Origin of the sequence: Carnobacterium sp. (assembly GCF_045617425.1) — a bacterium.
Lineage (GTDB): Bacteria > Bacillota > Bacilli > Lactobacillales > Carnobacteriaceae > Carnobacterium_B.
The window spans coordinates 108,816-125,524 of the sequence record NZ_JAZLIO010000001.1 but is presented as its reverse complement, the minus strand read 5'-3'; the positions used below and the strand labels follow the sequence as shown (position 1 = coordinate 125,524).

The 16,709-nt window shown below is 35.5% G+C and carries 11 protein-coding genes; all 11 read right to left on the bottom strand.

The genetic code is table 11. The annotated features are described in order from the left end of the window. Positions 1-537: 537 nt before the first annotated feature. Positions 538-2,187, bottom strand: coding sequence for a glycoside hydrolase family 13 protein (locus tag ACKI3H_RS00560; RefSeq protein WP_407370357.1), 1,650 nt, complete (start codon positions 2,185-2,187; stop codon positions 538-540). 13 nt (positions 2,188-2,200) lie between these two features. After that, positions 2,201-2,860, bottom strand: a complete 660-nt coding sequence (gene pgmB, locus ACKI3H_RS00555) for a beta-phosphoglucomutase (protein WP_407370356.1) — start codon at positions 2,858-2,860, stop codon at positions 2,201-2,203. A gap of 95 nt (positions 2,861-2,955) precedes the next feature. Next, a complete protein-coding gene (locus ACKI3H_RS00550; RefSeq protein WP_407370355.1) occupies positions 2,956-5,247 on the bottom strand; it encodes a glycoside hydrolase family 65 protein in 2,292 nt (763 codons plus the stop codon). Then, positions 5,240-6,100: a DUF1189 domain-containing protein gene (locus ACKI3H_RS00545; RefSeq protein ID WP_407370354.1), complete on the bottom strand. Its 861-nt coding sequence runs from the start codon at positions 6,098-6,100 to the stop codon at positions 5,240-5,242. The genes ACKI3H_RS00550 and ACKI3H_RS00545 overlap by 8 nt, the downstream gene beginning before the upstream one ends. 42 nt (positions 6,101-6,142) lie before the next feature. Next, positions 6,143-6,994, bottom strand: coding sequence for a sugar ABC transporter permease (locus tag ACKI3H_RS00540; protein WP_350465929.1), 852 nt, complete (start codon positions 6,992-6,994; stop codon positions 6,143-6,145). A gap of 1 nt (position 6,995) precedes the next feature. Continuing rightward, entirely contained in the window at positions 6,996-8,306 is a 1,311-nt protein-coding gene (locus ACKI3H_RS00535) for an ABC transporter permease subunit (RefSeq protein ID WP_407370353.1), read from the bottom strand. 85 nt (positions 8,307-8,391) lie between these two features. Continuing rightward, the gene (locus ACKI3H_RS00530; protein ID WP_407370352.1) at positions 8,392-9,675 is read right to left on the bottom strand and encodes an extracellular solute-binding protein; all 1,284 of its coding nucleotides are present in this window, start codon (positions 9,673-9,675) and stop codon (positions 8,392-8,394) included. A 146-nt stretch (positions 9,676-9,821) separates the two neighbouring features. Next, on the bottom strand, positions 9,822-11,141 hold the full coding sequence (locus ACKI3H_RS00525) for an extracellular solute-binding protein (protein ID WP_407370351.1): 1,320 nt from the start codon (positions 11,139-11,141) through the stop codon (positions 9,822-9,824). Between the two features lie 116 nt (positions 11,142-11,257). After that, positions 11,258-13,039 carry a glycoside hydrolase family 13 protein gene (locus tag ACKI3H_RS00520; protein WP_407370350.1) on the bottom strand — a complete coding sequence of 594 codons (1,782 nt, stop codon included), beginning with the start codon at positions 13,037-13,039 and terminating at the stop codon, positions 11,258-11,260. Positions 13,040-13,083: 44 nt separating this feature from the next. After that, positions 13,084-14,769: an alpha-glucosidase gene (locus tag ACKI3H_RS00515; protein ID WP_407370348.1), complete on the bottom strand. Its 1,686-nt coding sequence runs from the start codon at positions 14,767-14,769 to the stop codon at positions 13,084-13,086. 118 nt (positions 14,770-14,887) lie between these two features. Next, a complete protein-coding gene (locus ACKI3H_RS00510) occupies positions 14,888-16,606 on the bottom strand; it encodes an alpha-glucosidase (protein WP_407370347.1) in 1,719 nt (572 codons plus the stop codon). Positions 16,607-16,709 lie beyond the last annotated feature (103 nt).

Below are 16,709 nucleotides of genomic sequence, written 5' to 3'. Positions count from 1 at the left end.
CATATAAAATGATGCTTGAAGCTCATATTGATTGCTAGCGAATAATTATTCACTAATTTTGTTACTGTTGACTTAGCACTGCTAAGTCACCCTCACATTTGGTTCGTCTTACTTTGTTTAGTTTTCAAAGGTCTAAAGCGTGTTGCCCCGTTTCTGACAACTTCTAAATATTACAATATTTTTTTTTATTCGTCAAGCTTTTTTATTTTTAATTTTGAATAATTATTCAAAAAAGTTTTTTTATATTAGCTCAGCGACATTTATTAGATTACCACAATCTTTAGCAGACTGTCAAATGAAATATTGATTTATTCAAGAATTTTTTTCCGTTATCGCGAGTATTAAACTACTTGCAACACCATTTACTATAACAAGTCTATCCCAGATGGTCAACCATAAAGTTTACATTCTTTACAAAAAAATATAAAAGCGAACATTTCTTTATTTGCAATTCATAAAACGACGTATATATATTCAAAATACTTTTCACATCGGAACTATTGCAAATAAAAAAAGGTTTTTGTTCGCTTTTAATTTTTAATTGCGTTCGTGCTTTTTCTTTAACTTATATACAACCGATTCAAATGGTCTTAATTCTAACTTATCTATCTTTTTACTACTATCCATATAATTACTGATTACAATAGTCTCAACTTTCCGATCATCATCTTTATACATTGTCAGTTTTTCATAAAAATTAATAATGATTAGCCATGTTTCCCCTTGATAACTTCTTTCATAAACAAAAAGTTGAGGGTCATTTGGCAGCAATTCTTTATAATCGCCCCATACAATTAGTTCATGTTCTTTTCTTAATCGAATTAACTTTTTATAGTAGTTAAAAATGGATTCTTCGTTTTGTTGATCTTTTTTAACATTCAAATCTTGATAGTTAGGGTTGAGCGCCAACCAAGGTGTCTCAGTGCTAAATCCTCCATTTAAAGACTCATCCCATGGAATCGGACGCCTAGCATTATCTCGCCCTTTTTTATTGATAGCACGAATAATCTCTTCTTTATTGTAACCTTGCTGTATTCGTTCATTGTACATATTAATACTTTCTATATCATTAACTTCTTCTATAGAAAAGATTGGTGTATTCGTTAACCCTATCTCTTCACCTTGGTAGATATAAGGCGTTCCTTTAAGAAAATGTAAAAAGGTCGCAAACATCTTGGCGGAAACGACACGATATTGCGGAGAATCGTTGCCCCAACTAGATACAATGCGTGGAATATCATGATTGTTCCAAAATAAACTATTCCAGCCGTCGCCATCCAAAGCTAACTGCCACTTTGTAAAAACTTGTTTTAATTTTATGAAGTCCAAGGGCCTGGTATCCCATTTGGGTTTATTAGGTTGTTCGTCTAAACCAATATGCTCAAATTGGAAGACCATCGATAGTTCGTTACGATTAGGTGCTGAATACAATTTGGCATCTTCAGTTGTTACTCCCCAAGTCTCGCCTACCGTTAAAACGTCTAGCTTACCAAATGTTTTTTGATTCATTTCTTGAAGATACGTATGCAACATCGGACCATTACCAGTGATTAGTTCATCTGGAATTTTTCCAATTAGATCAATAACATCCATTCGAAATCCACCGATCCCTTTATCCAGCCAAAAATTCATCATTTGCCAAATCTCATTGCGGACTTGTGGATTCTCCCAATTTAAATCTGGCTGTTTCTTACTATATAAATGCAAATAATATTGATTGGTTTGTTTATCCAACTCCCATGCAGAACCGCTGAAGATGGACGTTAACTCATTAGGAGGCATGTCATCGGGTTGTCCATCTCGCCAAATATAATAGTCTCGATAATCACTGTCTTTGTTTTTTCGTGATTCTATAAACCAAGCATGCTCATCAGAAGTATGATTAACAACTAGATCCATAACGATCCGAATTCCGTATTCATTGGCTTTTTGAATGAGCTCATCCATGTCATCCATTGTTCCGAATTCTGGAGAAATTGCTTGATAATCACTAATGTCGTACCCATTATCGTCATTAGGGGATTTATAAACTGGACTTAACCAAATGGCATCAATCCCTAATTCAGCTAAATAACTTAACCGCTTAATAATACCTTGAATATCTCCTATGCCATCTCCATTACTATCTTGAAAACTTCTGGGATAGATTTGATAAACAACAGAACTATGCCACCATTTTTTTTCCACTATCAATCACTCCTTAGTTAGTTGCTTTTTTTAAAATGTCACTTAATTTCAACTCACTTGTATCTGACACAGCATAATCAGCATTTTTCATCATCTCTTTTGTACCTACACCTACAGAAAAAATCCCGGCCGCATTAATTGATTCAATGCCAGCTTGAGCATCTTCCACGCCTACACATTCTTCTGGCTTTAAATGTAATTGTTCTGCACCTTTAATAAAAATTTCCGGATCCGGTTTTCCATTAGCTAAGGATGCAGGATCAACTACCGTATCAAATAAATCTGCTATTCCAAGTTTCTCCATTATGACTGGTCCATTTTTACTGGCAGATGCTAACGCTAATCGAATGTTTTCTTTTTTTAGATCTGCTAATAAATCTGCTATTCCGGGCAATAAATCATTAGGTGTGACACTTAAGATCAATTTTTTATAATCTTCATTTTTTTCATTTGCTAATTGTTCTTTTTCTTCAACAGAATACTTTTCCGTTTGATTGCCGAACGCTAAGATGCGCTCTAGAGAATCCATTCGACTGATTCCTTTTAATTGCTCATTCATTTCACTGTCAAGTGGAATACCTAATTTATCTGCCATTCTTTTCCAAGCTTGGTAATGGTACTCAGCCGTATCAGTCAAAACACCGTCTAAATCAAAAATAAATCCTTTAATCATTGTCCAACTGCTCCTTTTTAACAATAGCAAAAGCTATCAAATGAATTTATCAATTTGATAGCTTTCTATTGATCATCTTTTAAATTCAACTTTTGTCATTTAATTGTCTGTGAAAACTGAATCGGACTTTCTACTACATCTGACAACAACATTTCTTGGTCGTATAAAGTAAGATCAAGTGGTTTACCTTCTTTTAAACGCACACTGACGGTTTCTTGGGTCACCGAGATGTGAAGCAAACGTCCACGGTACTTAATCATGAAGTTATACTCTGTCCAATTTTCTGGACAAAATGGTTTGAAAATCAGTTTATCATTGAATGTACGCATACCGGCAAATCCTTGAACAATAGCCAACCATCCGCCACTCATAGAAGTAATGTGCAATCCATCTTCAGTGTCATTGTTGTAGTTGTCTAGATCTAAACGAGCCGTACGTGCGTACAACTCAACTGCTTTTTCTTTTTTACCAAGTTCTGCTGCTAAAATAGCATGAATGGATGCAGAAAGTGAAGACTCATGAACCGTCATTGGCTCATAGAAGTTAAAGTTGGCTTCTTTTTCTTCTAGCGTAAACTCGTCATTCAAGTAATAAATACCTTGTAAGACATCCGCTTGCTTGATAAAACAAGAACGCAAAATTTTGTCCCATGACCAATGTTGATTGATGGGTCTTTCAGCTGGATTCAAATCATTTGTTGTAAGCAAATCCTTGTCTAAAAAGGTATCGTGTTGCACGAAAACATTTAATTCATCATCATGAGGGTAATACATCTTTTCAATAATGTCTTCCCATTTAGATATTTCTTCATCCTTTAAATACAATTCATTTACTACAATTGAAGAAACTTTTTTTAGACTTTCCAATGTATAGCGTAAAGTCCAAGCCGCCATCGTATTTGTGTACCAATTATTATTAATATTGTTTTCATATTCATTTGGGCCTGTAACGCCATGAATCATGTAGTGGTTATTTCGTTTAGAGTAGTGCACACGGTCAGCCCAGAAACGTGAGATAGAAACCAACATTTCAATCCCTTTTGTTGTTAAGAAATTTTCATCACCAGTATAATTCGTGTAATTATAGATAGCATACGCAATTGTGCTGTTACGGTGAATCTCTTCGAAAGTAATTTCCCATTCATTGTGGCTCTCGATACCATTAAATGTCACCATTGGATACAAAGCGCCTTGCAATCCTTGTTGTTTAGCATTATGAAATGCACCTGGAAGTTGGTTGTGTCGATAAGTGAGCAATTGTTCTGAAACCTTTTCATCAGCTACAGATAAATACATAGGCAAAATGAAAGCTTCTGTATCCCAATAAGTTGCTCCACCATATTTTTCACCTGTGAATCCTTTTGGACCAATATTCAAACGGTTATCTTCACCATAATAAGTAGAAAACAATTGGAATATGCTAAATCGAATGCCTTGCTGACTTTCAGCATCTCCTACAATCACCACATCTGCTTTATGCCATCGTTCTTCCCAGATTGCTATATGTTGCGCTTCTACCGCATCTGCACCTATTGAGATGGCTTGATCCAACATTTCTGCAGCGACTATTTGTTGGTTTTGAGGTTGTATATCCCGACTTGTTAGTACACTAATAAATTTAGTTACTTTAGCTTTTTCACCAGCAGCTAATTTATAAGTGATTTTTTCTTTCACTTCCATAAAGCCTTCAGAATATTCTCTTTTTTCATAATTTTTTGCATTACTTTTCATCATGGTCGTTACAGTAAATTGTTCTACCCCAAAAGGATTTTCAATCGTTTTAGTGGTTAAACTGCTTTTCTCTCCCGAAACACGATTTATTTCTAACCAGAAATTTTCTTCATAGTTGCTATCTTCATTTTTAACATTACCATCCAACTTCGGTATGAAAATAATCGTTGCATCGCCCTTTAGGACTTCAGCTGTAACTTCAACAACCGCTAATTCTTTAATCGCAGCACTTACATAGCGCTTAAAGGTAAAACTGATTTCTTTCTCTCCTTCAACCCATGTGTATGAACGATACAAAATGCCTTTTTTCATGTCTAAATCGATTTCGTAGTCTTTTACTTCATCAATCGCCAAATCAACTTTGCGGTCGTTTACCATTATCTCGACAGGGATGAAATTTGTAGCATTGATCACTTTTCCAAAGTACTCTGGGTAGCCATTTTTCCACCAGCCGACTCTTGTTTTATCTGGAAACCAGACACCTGCAAAATACGTTCCTAAATGAGAATCTCCTGAATAACCTTCTTCAAAATTACCACGCATCCCCATGTACCCATTTCCAATGGATGTTAAACTTTCTTGTAGTCTTTTATCTGTTCTATCTAATTTTGTTGACTTTACTCTCCATGGGTCAACATCAAATAAACGCTTAATCATGTGCTGTTACCTCCAAATGCTTTTTTAGGTTCTTTTCATTCGTTGCATCATTAAATTTTGTTTGGTAAAAAACAAACAGTAACATGACTACTAGTCCTACTGATTGAATCATTAGCAGAATGATGATGTCGAATTGAATCAAACCAATCAACAAACCTATGAATGATGGCAACCCGATACAATTAATCAAAAGATTGACCGATTCTTTATAAGTCTTGATAGAAGAAAATTGACTTTTTTTTGTTAAATACAGAAAGATAGCTGAACCAAACGTCAGAAAAAATGTGCTGATCAATGTAATAGTGAATACTAGAAACATTAATGTTGCTATGGTATATCCTTTGTTTTTAATAAACCATTGTCGCGAAAGGACATCTTTTAATTCAGTTCCATTCGTAACTTTTGTTAAATCAAAATCTTTTGTATAAGGAATAGTTGAGACATCCTGACTGCCTTCTTTGATTAAGAACTCGTTCCTTTGAAAAATCAGTGTATTTTCAGACGTTAGCGCTTCTACCAACTCGTTTTCTGTCAATAAAGCACTAACCGTACCATTTGCAGATGAAAAACTAAATGATTCTGGTAATGCTAATGTCCCGTTCTCATATTTGCCTTCTTGTAGTTTTAAAACAACTGTTTCATCTATTAAACCAAACGAACCAGGTAACGTCCCCTCCACTGGGAAAGTATCCATTTTCATATAATTTAATGATACTGGGATCATCAATAAACTATTAACAAAAAGCAAAACAACAAAAATTTGAATCCAGTTTAGTTTATGACGATTTCTGAATACTTTGCTAGGAGACCAGATACTTTTAAAATAATTTAACGGGAATGTATTAGTTTTCATTGTTTCACTTCTTTCCTTTTTAAAATTCTTATTCTCAACATATTATCCTTTAGTTCCTCCGGTAGTCAAACCAGAAACAAAATTCTTTTGCAGCAAGAAGAACAATACAGATATTGGAACGGCAATCAAAATAGCACCGGCTGCGAATAAAGCCACTTTTTGATCTTGTGGGTTGCTAATAAACGTTTGTAATCCTACTGCAACTGTAATTTTTTCTGGGCTTCTTAGTAAGAATCTAGCCAGCATGTAATCCCCAAATGGAGTCATAAATGCCCAAAGTGCTTGTACTGCAATCATGGGACGTACAAGTGGAAGTACGATTTGCCAAAAGATTCTAAAGTGTCCTGCTCCGTCTAGTTTAGCTGACTCATCCAAATCTTTTGGAACTGTATCAAAATACCCTTTCATTAACCACGTATTCATCGGTATTCCTCCACCAATATATAACATAGTCAAAAACCAAAATTGATCTAGTGCCCCTAATAGTAATGCCATAACATAAAAGGCAGTTAAAGCAGCCATTGTTGGAACCATTTGAATAACGAGGAAAAACATCAAACTTTTTTTCCGTCCCAAAAAGTTGTAACGGCTATAGGCATATCCAGCAATCGTAACCAATGCTACTTGAATGACCATAGTTGAAACGGCTACCATCAAAGTATTTTTATACCATGTGCCGTACAGCGTATCTTGGAATAAACGTGTAAAGTTAGATAACGTCCATTCTGAATTTAGATCTAACGAAAAAGCCGTTATATTACCAGATTTAAATGCTGAACTAGCTGTAATCAGTAATGGGTAGATGATAATGATCGCCAAAGCAATCATGTAGACATAAGTGAAAAACTGACTAAGGAAACGAGAAGTCTTTTGAGATTTAAATAATTTCTCCATATTATGCATCCTCCATATTAAATGCATTTGTTTTCTTGAAGACTAACAAGGAAACAGTGATAACCAAAGCTGAAATAATCAAGGTGATTGCAGCAGCCATTGAATATTGCGGTGAAGTTCCAGTTGTTAATTTATAGATCCACGATATCAAAATATCCGTAGCCCCTGCACCACCACCAACGCTTCCTGGCCCACCATTATTAAAGAGGTAGATCATTGAAAAGTTATTGAAGTTTCCAGTGTATTGAGTAATAAACGTTGGAGCAGCTACCATGAATACCATTGGCATTGTAATTTCTCTGAAACGCTGAAAAGCGCTAGCTCCATCAATTTTTGCAGCTTCATATAAATCTTCTGGAATAGATTGCAATATGCTCGTTGTCATAACATAAATGTATGGGAACCCTAACCAGCCTTGAATCATGATAATAGCCGTTTTAGACCAAAATGCATTTGTTTTCCAAGCGATTCTCCCAATTTCTACGAATGGCAAATTATTTATTAACGGAATAACCTGAGTATTGATTGCTCCGATACTATCGTTAAAAATGTTTGAAAAAGATAAAATTGTGATAAAAGCAGGTACCGCCCAAGGAAGTAAGAAGATAACACCAAAGAATCTTTTCCCTTTAATAAAGGATTGATTGGCTATAACTGCTGTGAAAATTCCGACAATAATTTGTAAGGTTGTCGCACTGAATGTCCAAATGATCGTCCAACTGAAAACAGACGTAAAAGCATCTCTATAGGTACTTAAGAAGAAAATATTTACGAAATTTTTTAAACCGATCCAGTCAATCAAAGATGCTGGTGGAATATGATAAAAATCGTAGTTTGTAAATGCCATAAATAATGTAACCAAAACGGGGAAAATAATGGTAAAGGCCATCATTAAGTAAGCAGGTACGATTAGTAAGTAAGGAAAACCTGCATTATAGACATTCCACATGACTTCTTTAGCTGTCACATTAACTTTTTGTCCTTTATTCCAGATGTTAGCTACTCGTCTAGCATCATAGATATTTAATGCGTAGAAGGCTAAGAAGATAATGGTTATGATAAGTTGAAGTGTTCCTTCTATCATTATAAATAATGAATGATCTTCCATTGGAGTGCTTCCTAAAGTAATAAGTCCGTTAAATGCATCAATACCAAACACGATCATCTCGACAATAAATGCGACAAAAATAGCTAAAAATGCAATCCCTTTAAACCGTTGTCCGTTATAGAGCTGTCCTAAGCCTGGTATTATTGAGTACAACATTGCCTTTTTTTCGTTTTTACCATTTTGAGGTTTTGTCTGAGAAGACATTTTAAACTCCTCCTTTTTCTTTTAACATTTTTCGGCAGAGAACAATTGCATCCTCTGCCGAAACCTGTTCAATTTTAGTTATAATTTAATTTGTGTATTTTTGTTCGATTGATTCTTTGATCAATTTAGCTGAATCATCAGCTGACTCTTTAGGTGTTTTATTTCCTGAAGCTGCATCAAACAACATGTTTTCAGCACCTGTCCAAACTTCAGCCATTTCAGGAATGTTTGGCATTGGTTGTGCATCTTTGTATTGGTTGATTACGGCTGTTGTTAATTCATCATTTTTCCCTGTAGCGTAAACACGTGATTCTTGATTTGCAGGTACTTCATTTGTTGCATCATAGAATTTGTTTTGATTTTCAGTATTTGTCACATAGTCTAACCATTCTTGAGCAACATCTTTATTTTCAGAATAGTTGCTGACAACCCATCCTTTTCCGCCTCCAAATGCTTCATAAGCTTCATCATTGTTTAATGTTGGGATAGTAGAAACACCGTAGTTAACACCAGCATCTTTTAAGCTAGCTGCTTGCCAAGGTCCACCAATAAATGCGCCTACTTTACCGTTTAAATATTGATCTGTAATAAAAGCATCAGAACTTGTTACATCTTGCATACCTTGTGGCCATGTATTTTGGAACCAGTCAGTAGCATATTCGATAGCTTCAACAGCACCTTCATTGTTCAAACCAATATCTGTTGGATCTGTTCCATCTTCACCAAAAACATATCCGCCATAACCAGCAACTAAACCATAAGTAAAGTAAAAATCAGTCCACTTAGCTAAAAATCCTGTATTCTTTCCTTCTTCTCCATCAAAAGCAAATTGATCATCTTCTGATAGCGCTTCTAGATCTGCAAATGTTTGAGGTGCTTCATCCAATAAGTCTGTATTGTAATATAGTACCAATGTTTCAATTACAGAAGGTGCACCATAAATTTTTCCATCTAATGTAACTTGAGCTCTATCTGTATCATCGTATTGATCGTCATTTCCTAAAGTTACTTCCGCAATATGACCTTGTTGTCCTAATGATCCCATGCGGTCATAAGCAGACATCATAATATCTGGAGCATTTCCAGATGGACCATCAAGAGGTAACGCTTCCAATTGTTCAAACATATCGCGTTCTGTTACTTCAATGGTAACCCCATGTTCTTCTTCAAAAGCGCCTTTAATATCTTCAACATAATCTATATACCCTTGGTCGACAGAAATTTGTAGCGTTGAATCTCCACCTGCAGCTTCCCCTCCAGTTGACGAACTTGTTTCTTCAGCTTCTTCCCCACCCCCGCATGCTGCAAGCACTAATGCACTAGCAGATACTAAACCTAAAACGTATTTTTTCCAACCTGTCTTTTTCATTTTTGTATATCCCCCTCATGTATGAGTTTTTTTGATTACATACCTATTATCAGTTATCCAAGCGCTTTGTGCAAACGTTTTCTAAATGTTACCGGTAACAGTATTCAATTACGTGTTGCAACTACCAAAAAACAAGACAATGCTGTCTAAAGAGCGGTTGCTCTAAAAACAGCATTGTCTTTTAACGTTTTGTTTTGGTATTTCTGTGCGATATTCTCTTCGATTAATTGAACCGCATCATCTGCTGCTTGTTGCGGAGATTTATTTCCAGAAGCAGCATCAAAAATCATTGTCTCAGCACCGGTCCATACTTCGCTCATTTCAGGGATATTGGGCATCGGTACGGCTGTATTAAATTGTTCAATGACTGCTTTTGTTAACTCATTTCCTGATTCACTGACAACGGTTCTCGCTTCTTGATTAGCAGGAATTTCTGAAGTCAACTCATACAACTTTTCACTATTTTCCGTATTCGTAACATAATCCAACCACTCTTGGGCTAATTCAGGATTTTTTGAGTATTTGCTGGCTACCCACGCTACGCCTCCTGCAAAAGGTTCATACTCTTCTCCATTCGGTAATGTCGGAATGGTTGAAACGCCATAATTCACACCTGCATCATCATAGCCACTTGCACCCCATGGTCCATTAATCACAGCTGCCGTTTTACCGCTAGTAAATAATTCATTCATAAAGTTTTCTGAACTAGTTGCGTCCAACATTCCTTGAGGCCAAATATTTTGATACCAATCTGTTATATAGGTAATACCTTCAACAGATTCAGGTGAATTTAATCCAATATCTGTTGGGTCAGTGCCCTCTTCTCCAAAGATATAACCCCCATATCCAGAAAGCAAACCAATGTATTGATACGGAGTTGTCCAGTTAGCTAAAAAAGCAGTATTTGTGTCTTCTTCATTTTCAAACGCATACTGATCATCTTCTGACAATGCTTCTAAATCCTCAAACGTTTCCGGTGCTTGATCAATTAAATCTTTATTGTAATACATGACTAATGATTCAATAACAAACGGTGCACCATAAATTTTTTCATCAAGCGTGACTTGTCTCTGATCTAATTCATCATAACGTCCATCATCTGGTAAAGTAACTTCTGCTATATGGCCTTGTTGACCTAATATACCCACTCGATCATACGGAGCAATCAAGATATCAGATCCAATTTCAGCAGGTCCATCTAGCGGTAAAGCTTCTAGTCCATCGAACATGTCACGTTCAGAAATTTCAATCGTTACATTGTGTTCTTCTTCGAAAGCAGGAATAATTTCATTAACATAATCAATGTATCGAGGATCTACATCTATTTTTAAAGTTGAAGCTTCTCCGTCTCCACCCGTTGACGAATCCGTTCCAGTTGTCTCTTCCCCACTGCCACAAGCAGCCACTACTAACGCACTAGCCGATACCAAACCTAACAGTATATTTTTCCAAACCCTTTTCTCCACTGTAATCTCCTCCTTCTCAGTTAACTTTATTATCTTACTTCCGCTATTTTTTTGCAAACGTTACCATTTAAACAAAAAAAATAGAACTAAGCTTCATGCCTAGTTCTATTTTTCTTTTATGATTTATAAATAACAAAGCCATTTTTTTTGACTGATAATAATTTATTGTCTACAAATGCTAAGTTCCATAGTAACGTTTCCGGTGTTCTTTCTAATGTAATTTCTAAATCTTTTTCTCCTTGATTAAAGTAGCAAATCAGTTGTTCATCACCATAGGTCCTTTTCATTCCAACAACTTTTTCATCATCGCGAATATCAAACCATTCTATTGCTCCATAACTTAACAATTCTTGGTTTTTTTTTCTAAAAGCAATCATTTCTTTAGTAAAAGCAAACATCTCCCTGTCTTGTTCTTCTTCATTCCAAATCATACATTTACGACAATCCGGATCATTAAACCCGTTCATACCGATTTCAGTTCCATAATAAATACATGGCGATCCATGTTGTGCAAACATAAAGGCTAATCCTGACTTAGCCAATTCTTGGTTGTTTTTGCTGATAGTCAACAGTCGAGCAGTATCATGAGAATCCAACATATTAAACATAACTTCATTTGTTTGATTGCGGTACAACATTAATTGTTCATTTAATCCGGCAACCATTTTACTCGCTGTAATGTCTTTTTTCATAAAGAAATTTTCAATCGTTTGTGTGTAAGCATAATTCATCACAGCATGAAATTCATCACCTTGAAGCCAGCTTTGCGAAGAATGCCAAATTTCACCTAAGATATAAAAGTCTTTTTTTATATCTACCGAAGCTTGGTAAAATTTCTTCCAAAAATGATGATCAACTTCATTCGCAACATCTAAACGCCAAGCATCGATATCGAATTCTTTGATCCAATACGTAGTCACATCTAATAAAAAGTCTTGAACTTCTGGATTGTTGGTATTTAACTTGGGCATATGTCCTGTAAATGCGAATGTATCATAATTTAACTCGCTAACATTTTCAAGTTCTTCAACCGATAAATCAGCCAGTGATTCGACTGGAAACTGATTGATATGGAACCAATCTTTATAGCGAGACTGTTCTTGATGTTCAAGAACATCTTGCCATTGCATCGAATCCATTCCTAAATGGTTAAAAACTGCATCTAGCATGACTCGAATACCACGTTTATGTGCTTCTTGAACAACCTTTTTAAACAGTTCTTTATCGCCAAAATCAGGATCGATCTCATAATAATCAATTGTGTCGTATTTGTGATTTGATTTAGCTTTAAACAACGGACAAAAGTAAATACCGTTGACTCCCAAATCCACTAGGTAATCCAAATGGTCTATCACACCTTGCAGGTCTCCACCATAGAAGTCATCTCGTCCAGGATTTTTTTTATGACCCCACGGTAGTGTTCCTTCAGGATCATTCGTTGTATCTCCATTAGCAAATCGTTCTGGGAAAATTTGATACCATACGGTTTCTTTTACCCACTCCGGTGTTTTTACTCTGTCTATTTCGTGTAAGTAAGGCATTCTAAAAAAGGTATTGGCATCTTCTAAGTAGTGATCTGTAAAAGGAAATACACCACGGTCTCCGTAAAGGACTTCTATACCGTCAGTTCCTTCAACATGAAAACAATAAGCGATGCGTTTTGTTTTTACGTAGGTTTCAATCATCCAATAATCATGGACATCCGTACTTAAAATCAATTTCATAGATTTCTCTTCTTCATACCATTTTTCCGTTCCATGAGAGTAAGGGTCTCCGCTAATCAAACCAACTTTTTTCACATCACCTTTTTTTGTTCTTAGACGAATGTGAAACCGTTCTGGTTTGTATAAGTACGCGTACTCACTATCTGGTCTGTGATAAATTGCTGCTGTTTCCATCGTTATTTCCTCAATTCTTTTTTTATTTAGTATACATACTTTTTCTATAGGTCTATTAAAATAACTACGGCTCCATATGGACTCAAACTCAATTGGGCTTCTTGCAGAATGTTGCCTTCATTGGTCAACACAACTGTGTGTGTATGTATTGCTAAATCTTCAAGTGTAATCGTTTGTTTATTCTCTGACATATTACAACACACGATTGCCTTACTGGATTTCCAAATTCGTTCATAACAGTAAGTTTCCAAACTGGTTTCCAACAGTCTAAAATCACCTTCGATAAATACTGTCTTCTGTTTCAATTTCAATACTGCTCTGTAGTAATGCAATACGCTGTCCGGATTTGACTCTTGATCCATTACATTGTATTTTTCTTCACGGTTCACTCCACTCCATGGCCTATGAGTTGAAAAGCCAGCATATTTAGAGTTGTCCCATTGCATTACTCCACGGCTGACATCTTTACTTCGTGCATTTAATTGTTCTAACGCAAATTCTTTTGTATACCCTAATTCAAGTGCTTGTTGATAAAAAAAATCTGCACCAGGTAATGAAAACTGTTCGATGCTTCCGATTTCTAAATTTTTCATTCCAATTTCTTCGCCGTTTAATAAAAATGGAATGCCTTTTTGTAGATACATTAAGGTGGACAACATTTTACTACTCTTATCACGATACTGTTCAACTTCACCAAATCGAGATACTGCTCTTGCCATATCATGATTATTCCAATACAAAATTGGCCCGCCAATTGCAGCTAATCCTTTTTGCCATTCGGACATGGTTTGTTTGAATTTTTTGAGATCCAATTTTCCATGTTGCAGACTTAAAGGAAGTCGTTCGTCTTTTGACTGGTCTATTTCTGGAAAATACCGGAAGGTTATCACACTATCACACACTTCATTTATTGGATTCGTATATTTTTTTGCTAATTCAAGAGTTGCTGATGCCGCTTCGCCGACTAAAAAAACATCAGGATAATTTTTACGAATGCGTTGGCTAAACTCTTTCATGTAGTCAATTACTTTTGGCAGATTAGCATAATAATTTTCTGCCAATACAATTTCATCTTTACTCGCTGTATCAACATCTGGAAATCCATTTTCTTTGTCTACATGAATAAAAGCATCTAATCTTAAGGCATCAATTCCCTTATCTAACCAAAATTCAGCACAATCAGCCATTGCTAAACGTACTTCAGGGTTTTCCCAATTTAAATCGGGCATCTCCTTTGCAAATAAATGAAAGTAAAAAGAGTTTCCGTTAGGTTCTTTTTCCCAAACAGAACCGCCAAAAAATGAACCCCAGTTATTTGGTACAAATCTTTGATCTATCGGATCTTGCCAAATGTAATAATCTCGGTATATATTTTCTGATCCTTTTAAAGCTTCTTGAAACCAAGGGTGTTGATCCGATGTATGATTTAATACAAAATCAAGCATAACCTTTATACCGCGTTTATGTGCTTCATCAATCAATTTATCCATATCCGTCATGCTACCAAAATGATCATCAATAGCGTAATAATTTGCAACATCGTATCCATTATCAACTTGTGGAGAAACAAAAACGGGATTCAACCAAATCATATTTACTCCTAATGACTGGATATAATTTAATCGTTGAATGATTCCTTTTAAATCTCCGATTCCATCATTATTTGTATCTTGAAAACTTTTAGGGTAAATTTGGTACACAACTGTATTTTCCCACCATTTATGTTGCATGGAGCACATACCACCTTTGACTTTGCTAAATTTCTTTTTCAACTATAGCTTACAGAATTCAGAAAACACTTACAATCAAAAATAACTTGTTACCGGTAACAACTTCTTTAACTTGAATTTATTCTTTTTCTGCTGTTTTGTCAGTCAACAAACCTTCATACATAAAAACGACGGTCCCATATGGTGCAAAAGTGATGGCATCTTGATCGATAGAATTGCCTTCATTTTGTAAAACAACTTTCCAACCAAGTGTTGAAATACCTTCTTCTTGTAGATGTTCTTGTGTGTCTGTTAAATTACAACAAACAATTGCTCGTTGCCCGTTATAGTTTCGTTCATAAATGTATAATGTATCTTTCGTCTCATGTAATATAAATGATCCTTTTGTAAAAATATCTGTTTTTTTCAATTTCAAAAGTTTTTTATAGTAGGTTAAGATACTGTTTGGATCGCTTTCTTGTTCCGCCACATTGTATTTTTCTTCCACATTTACACCGCTCCAAGGTTTATTTGATGAAAATCCAGCATAGCCAGAGTTATCCCATTGCATAGCTCCTCGACTAACATCACGGCCAGTATGGTTTAGCTCTTTTAAGATGTGTTCCTCCGAATAACCCAATTGTTTTGCTTTTTCATAAAAAGAGATAGCACCTGGTGTATCAAATTGTGCACGGTCGCTATAATGTAAATTACGCATTCCGATTTCTTCCCCGTTATAGATAAACGGTATCCCTTTTTGAAGATACATTAATGTTGCCAACATTTTACTGCTATTATCTCTGTGTTTCTCTAAATTCCCATAGCGAGATAACGCCCGTGCCATATCGTGATTGTTCCAATACAAAACTGGGCCGCCATAAGGGTCCATTTTATTTTGCCATTCATTCATGACTCTTTTGAATGCCTTTTTATCCAATCGGCCTGATTGCATATTAAAAGGTAACCGAGGATCTTTCATGGATTCATCTTCAGGAAAGATTAAAAATGAAATTATTGCATCACACATATTATTATCAGGATCTGTATACTCATATGCTAAATCAACATTCGCTGAAGCAGCTTCGCCTAAAATGAAAATATCTTCTTTGACTTTGCGTAGATCCATCGATAATTTTTGAACATAATTTTTAATATTGGGCAGAAATGCATTTATTTTTTGAGCAGATACCAATTCCCGACCATCTTCCATTTCGACTTGAAAAAAATCATCGGCTTTATCCATATGAATAAATGCATCTAATCGAAAACCATCCACTCCATGATCCAACCAAAATTTCCCTACATCTAAAATTGCTTTCTCCACTTCTGGATTATCCCAATTTAAATCTGGCATTTCTTTTTTAAATAGGTGAAAATAATACTGGTCTCCAACCGGTTCCTTTTCCCATACTGAACCGCCAAAGACAGAGACCCAATTATTTGGCAAATGACCCCCATTTTGCGCATCTTCCCAAATGTAAAAATCACGATACGGGTTTTCTGGTCCTTTTAAGGCTTCTTGAAACCAAATATGTTGGTCAGAAGTATGATTGACAACCAAATCAAAAATAATTTTCAACTTACGTTTGTGTGCTTCTTGAATCAGTTCCACTGCATCCTCGATTGTCCCAAAAATTGGATCTATTGTGTAGTAGTCAGAGACATCATATCCATTATCGATTTGCGGTGAAGTGAAAATGGGATTAAGCCATATAGCTGTAGCACCTAACTCTTGGATATAATCTAAATGATTAATGATTCCTTTTAGATCTCCTATACCATCATCATTAGTGTCTTGAAAACTTCTTGGATATACTTGATAAATAATTGCTTCTTTCCACCAATAATTTTCTTTCATCCTCTTACACCCCTTTATCATTTAATAATTGCTTATAGTAGTTATTGTATTCATTCACAAAAATGATTGCCACTATAGTGATTGCAGAATATTCTAGTAGCAC

What these genes read in the sequence shown, in the direction of transcription:
- pgmB (WP_407370356.1), bottom strand. Translation starts at nt 2,860, where the DNA reads ATGATTAAAGGATTTATTTTTGATTTAGACGGTGTTTTGACTGATACG.
- ACKI3H_RS00550 (WP_407370355.1), bottom strand. Translation starts at nt 5,247, where the DNA reads ATGATTAAGCGTTTATTTGATGTTGACCCATGGAGAGTAAAGTCAACA.
- ACKI3H_RS00545 (WP_407370354.1), bottom strand. Translation starts at nt 6,100, where the DNA reads ATGAAAACTAATACATTCCCGTTAAATTATTTTAAAAGTATCTGGTCT.
- ACKI3H_RS00540 (WP_350465929.1), bottom strand. Translation starts at nt 6,994, where the DNA reads ATGGAGAAATTATTTAAATCTCAAAAGACTTCTCGTTTCCTTAGTCAG.
- ACKI3H_RS00535 (WP_407370353.1), bottom strand. Translation starts at nt 8,306, where the DNA reads ATGTCTTCTCAGACAAAACCTCAAAATGGTAAAAACGAAAAAAAGGCA.
- ACKI3H_RS00530 (WP_407370352.1), bottom strand. Translation starts at nt 9,675, where the DNA reads ATGAAAAAGACAGGTTGGAAAAAATACGTTTTAGGTTTAGTATCTGCT.
- ACKI3H_RS00520 (WP_407370350.1), bottom strand. Translation starts at nt 13,039, where the DNA reads ATGGAAACAGCAGCAATTTATCACAGACCAGATAGTGAGTACGCGTAC.
- ACKI3H_RS00515 (WP_407370348.1), bottom strand. Translation starts at nt 14,769, where the DNA reads ATGCAACATAAATGGTGGGAAAATACAGTTGTGTACCAAATTTACCCT.
- ACKI3H_RS00510 (WP_407370347.1), bottom strand. Translation starts at nt 16,606, where the DNA reads ATGAAAGAAAATTATTGGTGGAAAGAAGCAATTATTTATCAAGTATAT.